Source organism: Hylemonella sp. GW821-FHT10B10, assembly GCF_059415585.1.
This window is the reverse complement of record NZ_JBWKNN010000001.1, coordinates 1,169,035-1,176,616: the sequence shown is the minus strand read 5'-3', so window position 1 is coordinate 1,176,616 and position 7,582 is coordinate 1,169,035. Positions and strand designations below refer to the sequence as shown.

Here is a 7,582-nt window from a genome sequence, read left to right as displayed (position 1 = left end):
GGGGGGGGCCACGTCCAGCGTAGTACACGAAGTGACAAGCGTGGGGGCCATATTCATTCCCGGTGGTAAGGGTGATTGGCGTTGATCGACCAGGCACGGTAGAGCTGCTCGACCAGCAGCACACGCACCATGGCGTGCGGCAGGGTCAGGTCGGAGAGGCGGATACGTTCGTGCGCGGCCTGGCGAAACGCAGGTTCCAGCCCGTCAGGGCCGCCGATGACCAAGGCCACGTCATCCCCGCCCAGTTGCCAGTCCTTGAGCTTGCCGGCCAGGGCCACCGTGCTCAGGCTGGTGCCGCGTTCGTCCAGGGCCACGATGCGTGTTCCCTTCGGAATCGCTTCCTCGATGCGCTTGCGCTCGGCGGCATAGAGCTGCTCCAGGGTCTTGGAGGCGCGCGGCTCGGTCTTGACAGCCTTGAGTTCGACGCGCAGCTCGGGCGGGAAACGCTTGGCGTAGTCGTCCCAGGCCGTCTGCGCCCAGTCGGGCACGCGCTGGCCGACCGCGACGATCAGCAGCTTCACCGGGGTTTGCGGGTCGCCGTCTTCTTGGCCGGGGCCTTGGCCGTCCTGCTGGCCGGTTTGGCGGCGGTCTTGACCGCAGCCTTCTTGGCCGGCGCCTTGGTGGCGTTCACCTTGATGGTCTTGAGCGGAGCCTTGGTCGCGCTCCGGCCGGCCGGGGATTTGGAAGGGGCCGTTTTCTTGGCCGCCGGCTTGCCGGCCGCCTTCTTGCGGTCCAGCGCCTTCTTCTCCTCGGCCTTTTTCAACTGGGCGCGCGAGGGATAGGCTTCGGCCACGCCCTGCTTGGCGGCGCTGGCGCGCTTGAGGCTGCCGGTCTTGGCGGGGGCAGCGGCCTTGGCCGGCACCTTTTCAGCCAGCTTGGCGGCGGGTTTGTCAGCACCGAACTTCAGACGGATGGGTGTCTCGCCCCACAGGTCTTCGAGGTGGTAATACTGGCGGATGGCGGGCTGCATGATGTGCACCACGGCTGCGCCACAGTCCACGATGATCCACTCGCCATTTTCCTCACCCTCCATACGGGGCTTGGCAAAGCCGGCGTCCCGCACCGCATCGCGCACGCTGGCCGCCAGCGCCTTGGTCTGGCGGTTGGAAGTGCCTGAAGCCACCACCACGCGCTCGAACAGCGCCGAGAGTTTCTCGGTATTGAACACCTGGATGTCCTGGGCCTTCACGTCCTCCAGGCCATCGACGATGGCACGCTGGAGCTTCTGGGTATCTTTCTTGGCGGCGGTTTCGGTGGTCATCAGGTGCTTTGGTAGAGGTGATTGTCTTCAATATAACGCGCAACCGCGGGACTGACCAGTGGGGCGATGCCCTGCCGGCTGGCGACGCGGGCGCGGATACCGGTGGCGCTGATGTCCATGCCCGGCATCTGCAGCTTGCAAAAACGTCCGGCCATCTCGGGCGGCGGAACGAAGCGGGTCTCCTGGCCGGTCAAAAGATCCCGGTCAGCTACACAAATTATAGCAAGACTCACAATCTCTTCCCAATTCCGCCAGGTTGGCAGCACATCGGCCTGGTCCTTACCCATGACCAGGTACAGCCCGGCCTGCGGTGCCTCGGCGTGCAGCTCGCGCAGCGTGTCCAGGGTATAGGACGGACCGGCGCGGCGGATTTCCCGGTCGTCCAGCTGGACCTGGGGTAGGCCTTCGAAAGCCAGACGGCTCATGGCCAGGCGGTGCGCGGCGGCGGTCAGCGGCCGGCTCTTGTGCCAGGCCTGGCCGGTGGGCAGCACACGCAATTCGTCCAGCTGCAGCTGCTCTATGGCGGCCCGGGCCAGGGCCCGGTGCGCCAGATGTGGCGGATCGAAGGCGCCGCCGAACATGCCGATTTTGCGGGGGTTCAAGGCTGGATCCAGTCGCGTCGCGGCAGGAAGCGGGTGTAGAGCTCGGCCTCGGCCGAGCCTGGCGCAGGCTGCTGCTGGTAGGCCCAGCTCACCAGCGGCGGCATGGACAGCAGGATGGACTCGGTACGGCCGCCCGACTGCAGGCCGAAATGTGTGCCACGGTCCCAGACCAGATTGAACTCGACGTAACGGCCCCGGCGATAAAGCTGGAAGGCGCGTTCACGTTCGCCATACGCTTGCGCCTTACGGCGTTCCACGATAGGCAGGTAGGCACTCAGGAAGGCGTCGCCCACGGCGCGCAGCATGGCGAAACTGCCCTCGAAACCCAGCTCGGAAAAATCGTCGAAGAACACGCCACCGATGCCGCGCTGCTCGTTGCGATGCTTGAGGAAGAAATACTCGTCGCACCAGGTCTTGAAACGCGGGTATTTGTCCTCACCGAAAGGCTTCAACGCGTCGCGGCAGCTGCTGTGGAAATGCACGGCGTCTTCCTCGAAGCCGTAATAGGGCGTGAGGTCCATGCCGCCGCCAAACCAGCTGACTTCCTGCCCTTCAGGGGTCTTGGCGGCCAGCATGCGCACGTTCATGTGCACCGTGGGCACATAGGGATTGCGCGGATGGAAGACCAGGGACACGCCCATGGCCTCGAAGGGCGCGCCGGCCAGTTCGGGGCGATGCTGGGTGGCCGAAGGTGGCAACCTGGGCCCTTGTACATAGGAAAAACCGCAGCCGGCCCGCTCGAACACCGGGCCGTTTTCCAGGATCATGGTCAAACCCTTGCCCTGCAGAGGCTCGCCGGGCGCCTTCTCCCAGGCATCGGCCAGGAAGCTGCCGCCGTCGATGGCGGCGATGGCGTCGGTGATGCGCTGCTGCAGGCCCTGCAGGTAGTGGCGCACGGTATGGACGTTGGAGGCCGGGGTGCTCATGACATTACTTCACGATGGTTTCGCTGCGCGGCACGCTGGCGTCGAGCAGGCGGATGGGGGCGGCGTTTTCGGGGCGGCAGCCGACCGCCCCTTCCAGGGCTGTCGCGATGCGGGCAAAGTCGGTCGCCTCGTCGCCGCTCAGGCGCAGAAAGCTGCGCACCGTCACTTCACGCGCGGCGTAATTGACCTTGACCAGCGCCAACGGCACACCGGCCTGCACCGCCGTGCGGTAAAAGCCGCTGCGCCAGCCCGGGATGTACTTGCGCGTGCCTTCAGGGGCCAGCGCCAGCCAGAAGTATTCGCCGCGTTCGCGGGCGGCCTGCATGCGGGCCGCGGTGTCACTCACCACCCCCTTGGCGCTGGTGCGCTCCACCGGCACGCCGCCGAGGTAGCGCATCCAGTGCCCGAAGACAGGAAAGCGGAACAGACTGTCCTTGCCCCAGAAACGCACCGGGATACCGATGGCCCATTTGACGATCAGCAGGTTCACAAAATCCCAGTTGCTGGTGTGGGGGTAGACGGCCAGCACGCCTTGCAGGCCGGGCAGGCCCTCGAAATGCACAGTCCAGCCCATGCGGCGCAGCAACCAGCGCGCCAGCGCGCTGCCACGGAACTGCACCGGATGGGGCGACGGGAAGTCGTTGAGGATCATCCCTTGATGGCGCGGAAGCCTATGTCGCGGCGGTACTGCATGCCGTCGAAGCGTATGGCCTGCGCCAGCTCGTAGGCACGCTGCTGGGCCTGCTTGGTGGTGTCACCCAATGCGGTCACGCAGAGCACGCGCCCGCCCGTGACCAGGACCTTGCCATCCTTCAATTCGGTCCCCGCATGAAAGACCACGCCCTCCTCCGTGTCGGCCGGCAGGCCGGTGATGACATCGCCCTTGCGCGGGTTCATGGGGTAACCATGCGCGGCCATCACCACACCCAAGGCGATACGGCGGTCCCAGTCCAGTTCGACCTGGTCCAGCTTGCCCTCGGTGGCGGCCTGCATCACGTCCACCAGATCGCTCTTGAGTCGCATCATGATGGGCTGGGTTTCGGGGTCGCCCATGCGGCAATTGAACTCCAGGGTCTTGGGGTGGCCCTGGGCATCGATCATCAGGCCGGCGTAGAGGAAACCGGTGTAGGGTATGCCGTCCTTTTCCATGCCTCGGATGGTCGGCAGGATGATCTCGCGCATGGCACGGGCATGCACCTCGGGCGTGACCACGGGTGCGGGGGAATAGGCGCCCATGCCGCCGGTGTTCGGGCCCTGGTCGGCGTCGAGCAGGCGCTTGTGGTCCTGGCTGGTGGCCAGCGCCACCACGTTCTTGCCGTCGCACAGCACGATGAAGCTGGCTTCCTCACCCTGCAGGAATTCCTCGATGACCACCCGCGCGCCGCCCGCGTTGTGGCTCACACCCAGCTTGTTGTCCAGCAGCATGAAATCGATGGCCTCGTGGGCCTCGGCCTTGCTCATGGCCACGACCACGCCCTTGCCGGCCGCCAGGCCGTCCGCCTTGACCACGATGGGCGCGCCCATCTTCTCCACATAGGCGTGGGCCGCCACCGGGTCAGAGAAGGTGTCGTACTCGGCCGTGGGGATGCCGTGACGCTTCATGAAGGCCTTGGAAAAGGCCTTGGAGCTCTCCAGCTGGGCTGCCGCTTGCGTGGGTCCGAAGACACGCAGGCCGTGGGCGCGGAACTCGTCCACGACACCTGCGGCCAGCGGGGCCTCAGGGCCAACCACCGTCAAACCGATCTTTTCCTGCAGTGCCCACTCGCGCAGCGCTTTCACATCGGTGATGGGCACGTTGACCAGGCGCTTGTCGCGCGCGGTGCCGCCGTTGCCCGGTGCCACATAAACCATCTGCACCTTGTTCGACTGGGCCAGTTTCCAGGCCAGCGCGTGTTCGCGGCCACCGCCGCCGATGACGAGTACTTTCATGTCCTGCTATTCCTATCCGCCGACGGCTTGAGCGCCGGCAAGGCCGACGCTCAGAGCGCGGCGTTGTGAAAAACGTCCTGCACGTCGTCCAGGTCTTCCAGGACGTCCAGCAGCTTCTGCATCTTCGCGGCGTCGTCGCCGCTGAGTTCTATGGTGTTTTCGGGTCGCATCGTCACGCCGGACACCTCCGCCTTGAGGCCAGCGGCCTCCAATGCGTTCTTCACGACCTCGAAATCCCCGGGAGCCGTCAGCACCTCGATGGCGCCGTCGTCGTCACTGAGCACATCCTCGGCACCGGCTTCCAGCGCCACCTCCATGACCTTGTCTTCGCTCGTGCCCGGCGCATAGATCAGCTGGCCGCAATGCTTGAACTGGAAGGCCACCGAACCCTCGGTGCCCATATTGCCGCCGTGCTTGGAAAAAGCGTGGCGTACCTCGGCCACGGTGCGCACGCGGTTGTCGGTCATGGTGTCAACGATGATGGCCGCCCCGCCGATGCCATAGCCCTCGTAGCGGATCTCCTCGTAGCTCACGCCTTCCTGGTTGCCGGTGGCCTTGTCGATGTTGTACTTGACGCGGTCGGCCGGCATGTTGGCGGCCTTGGCCTTGTCGATGGCCAGGCGCAGACGCGGGTTGGCCGCCGGGTCACCGCCGCCGGCACGCGCCGCCACGGTGATTTCACGGACGATGCGGGTCCAGATCTTGCCGCGTTTCTCGTCCTGCCGCCCCTTGCGGTGTTGGATATTGGCCCATTTACTGTGTCCAGCCACGAGATGTCCTCTGATTTTGTTAGGCTATAAACCTCGAGATTGTACTTTTAGGGACTCCCATGGCCGACCCCATCCTGATTGCGCAGCACGGCGACGTGCAATGTTTCCTGCGCCCCGACAAGGCCAACCGCCACGGGCTCATCACCGGCGCCACCGGCACCGGCAAGACCATCACCCTGCAAACCCTGGCCGAAGGCTTTTCGCGCATCGGCGTGCCGGTCTTCCTGGCCGACATCAAGGGCGACCTGACCGGCATCTCGCAGGCCGGCAAGATCGGCGACAAGCTGGCCGCCGTCCTGAAGGAACGCGGCCTGACCGCGCCTGCGCCGCTGGCCTGTCCCACCACCCTGTGGGACGTGTTCGGCGCCCAGGGCCACCCTGTGCGCGCCACGGTCAGCGACCTCGGCCCCCTGCTGCTGGGCCGCATGCTGAACCTGAACGAGACGCAGGAAGGCGTGTTGCAGCTGGTCTTCAAGATCGCTGACGACCAGGGTCTGCTGCTGCTGGACCTCAAGGACCTGCGCGCCATGTGCCAGCACGTCGGCGACAACGCCTCGCAGTTCACCACCCAATACGGCAACATCAGTGCGGCCAGCATCGGCGCCATCCAGCGTGGCCTGCTGCAGATTGAAAGCCAGGGCGGCGACAAGTTCTTCGGCGAGCCCATGCTCAACATCGCCGACTTCATGCAGACCGACGGTTCCGGCCATGGCGTGGTCAATGTGCTGGCGGCCGACAAGCTGATGAATTCACCGCGCCTGTACGCCACCTTCCTGCTGTGGCTGCTGAGCGAGCTGTTCGAGCAGCTGCCCGAGGTCGGCGACCTGGACAAGCCCAAGCTGGTCTTCTTCTTCGACGAGGCCCACCTGCTGTTCAACGACTCGCCCAAGGCCCTGCTGGAACGCATCGAGCTCGTGGTGCGCCTGGTGCGCTCCAAGGGCGTGGGTGTCTATTTCGTCACCCAGAACCCGCTGGACATCCCCGACACCGTGCTGGGCCAACTCGGCAACCGCGTGCAGCACGCGCTGCGCGCCTTCACCCCACGCGACCAGAAAGCGGTGAAGTCGGCTGCCGAGACCATGCGTCCCAAGCCCGGCCTGGACATCTCTGCCGCCATCACCGAACTGGGTGTCGGCGAGGCCCTGGTCAGCCTGCTGGACGAAAAAGGCCGCCCCAGCCTGACCGAGCGCGTGTTTGTGCTGCCCCCGGGCAGCCAGATCGGTCCGGTCACACCCGAGCAGCGTCAGACCCTGTTGGCCAACTCCGTCGTGGCCGGCATCTATGAGAAAACCGTTGACCGCGAATCGGCCTTTGAACGGCTCGCCAGTCGCACGCAGCAAAAACAGGCGCAGGAGAAAGCGGCCGGCGAAACTGCTGCCGCAGAAAAATCCGGTGGCGGTGGCCTGCTCGACAGCCTGGGCGGTATGCTGGGCGGCGGCGCCAGGGGCACGCGTGCCAGTGCCGGCGAACAGCTGATCAAGAGCGCTGCGAGCTCCATCGGCCGCGAAGTCGGACGGCAGATCATCCGTGGGGTGCTGGGGAGCATACTGGGCGGTAGCAAACGGCGCTAGCACCGCCCCACGCCCCTTCTGCAAGCAAAAGACCCGCTGTTGTTCCCAAGGAGTCCCGAACGTGCCCCCCTCGCCCTCCAATCCGCGAGCCCCCGGCAATGCCAAGAAGGCCGGTGCGACCAGCGCCCAGGACACGATCGACTGGCGTATCAAGGAACTGCGCGCGTTCGACGCATCCGGCGTCCATGACCGCTGGGACCCGCGTCTTGACAGCCTGAAAAAGGGCGTCAATGACGCCTTGGCCGAGGTCTTTGGAAGCAACTCACCGGACTACAAGAAATTCGAGCTGGAAGCCTTTGATGCCACGCTACCCTCGGATTTCAGCGGTCGTTATTCACCCGAAGAGTTGCAGCAGGCGGTCAAGGAAGGCCTGGAGCGGGCCATCCTCAACCTGAAGCGCGTGAAAGTCCTGCTAACCGAACGCGCCAAGCAGGCACCCGCACCGACACCGACACCGACACCGACACCGACACCGACACCGACACCGACACCGACACCGACACCGACACCGACACCGACACCG

Annotated in this window: 8 protein-coding genes and 1 pseudogene; 2 read left to right on the top strand and 7 right to left on the bottom strand. The window is 65.4% G+C overall.

The window, feature by feature from the left end; genetic code table 11:
* Positions 1 to 53: 53 nt before the first annotated feature.
* From rlmH to AC07NT_RS05745, 7 genes are read right to left on the bottom strand one after another with little or no spacing between them, the layout of a single operon-like run.
* Positions 54 to 521, bottom strand: a complete 468-nt coding sequence (gene rlmH / locus AC07NT_RS05775; RefSeq protein ID WP_498597393.1) for a 23S rRNA (pseudouridine(1915)-N(3))-methyltransferase RlmH — start codon at positions 519 to 521, stop codon at positions 54 to 56.
* A complete protein-coding gene (gene rsfS / locus AC07NT_RS05770; protein WP_498597394.1) occupies positions 518 to 1,261 on the bottom strand; it encodes a ribosome silencing factor in 744 nt (247 codons plus the stop codon). Before rsfS ends, rlmH begins: the two co-directional genes overlap by 4 nt.
* A complete protein-coding gene (nadD, locus tag AC07NT_RS05765; RefSeq protein WP_498642663.1) occupies positions 1,261 to 1,863 on the bottom strand; it encodes a nicotinate (nicotinamide) nucleotide adenylyltransferase in 603 nt (200 codons plus the stop codon). Before nadD ends, rsfS begins: the two co-directional genes overlap by 1 nt.
* Positions 1,860 to 2,789, bottom strand: coding sequence for an oxygen-dependent coproporphyrinogen oxidase (hemF, locus tag AC07NT_RS05760; protein ID WP_498597395.1), 930 nt, complete (start codon positions 2,787 to 2,789; stop codon positions 1,860 to 1,862). Before hemF ends, nadD begins: the two co-directional genes overlap by 4 nt.
* A 4-nt stretch (positions 2,790 to 2,793) precedes the next feature.
* Positions 2,794 to 3,441 (bottom strand): 1-acyl-sn-glycerol-3-phosphate acyltransferase, encoded by a 648-nt coding sequence (locus AC07NT_RS05755; protein ID WP_498597396.1) that lies wholly within the window; start codon positions 3,439 to 3,441, stop codon positions 2,794 to 2,796.
* Positions 3,438 to 4,718, bottom strand: a complete 1,281-nt coding sequence (purD, locus tag AC07NT_RS05750) for a phosphoribosylamine--glycine ligase (RefSeq protein ID WP_498597397.1) — start codon at positions 4,716 to 4,718, stop codon at positions 3,438 to 3,440. Before purD ends, AC07NT_RS05755 begins: the two co-directional genes overlap by 4 nt.
* 50 nt (positions 4,719 to 4,768) lie before the next feature.
* Positions 4,769 to 5,488 carry a YebC/PmpR family DNA-binding transcriptional regulator gene (locus tag AC07NT_RS05745; RefSeq protein WP_498597398.1) on the bottom strand — a complete coding sequence of 240 codons (720 nt, stop codon included), beginning with the start codon at positions 5,486 to 5,488 and terminating at the stop codon, positions 4,769 to 4,771.
* Positions 5,489 to 5,547: 59 nt separating this feature from the next.
* Between AC07NT_RS05745 and AC07NT_RS05740 the strand changes: the two genes are divergently transcribed.
* Both AC07NT_RS05740 and AC07NT_RS05735 read left to right on the top strand, forming a co-directional pair.
* A complete protein-coding gene (locus AC07NT_RS05740) occupies positions 5,548 to 7,059 on the top strand; it encodes a helicase HerA-like domain-containing protein (RefSeq protein WP_498597399.1) in 1,512 nt (503 codons plus the stop codon).
* 61 nt (positions 7,060 to 7,120) lie between these two features.
* Positions 7,121 to 7,582, top strand: a pseudogene (locus AC07NT_RS05735) (hypothetical protein); the annotation flags it as partial.

Bases quoted from the DNA above. Each gene is read 5' to 3' on its own strand.
- AC07NT_RS05740 (WP_498597399.1), top strand. From the start codon at position 5,548: ATGGCCGACCCCATCCTGATTGCGCAGCACGGCGACGTGCAATGTTTC.
- rsfS (WP_498597394.1), bottom strand. From the start codon at position 1,261: ATGACCACCGAAACCGCCGCCAAGAAAGATACCCAGAAGCTCCAGCGT.
- purD (WP_498597397.1), bottom strand. From the start codon at position 4,718: ATGAAAGTACTCGTCATCGGCGGCGGTGGCCGCGAACACGCGCTGGCC.
- hemF (WP_498597395.1), bottom strand. From the start codon at position 2,789: ATGAGCACCCCGGCCTCCAACGTCCATACCGTGCGCCACTACCTGCAG.
- AC07NT_RS05755 (WP_498597396.1), bottom strand. From the start codon at position 3,441: ATGATCCTCAACGACTTCCCGTCGCCCCATCCGGTGCAGTTCCGTGGC.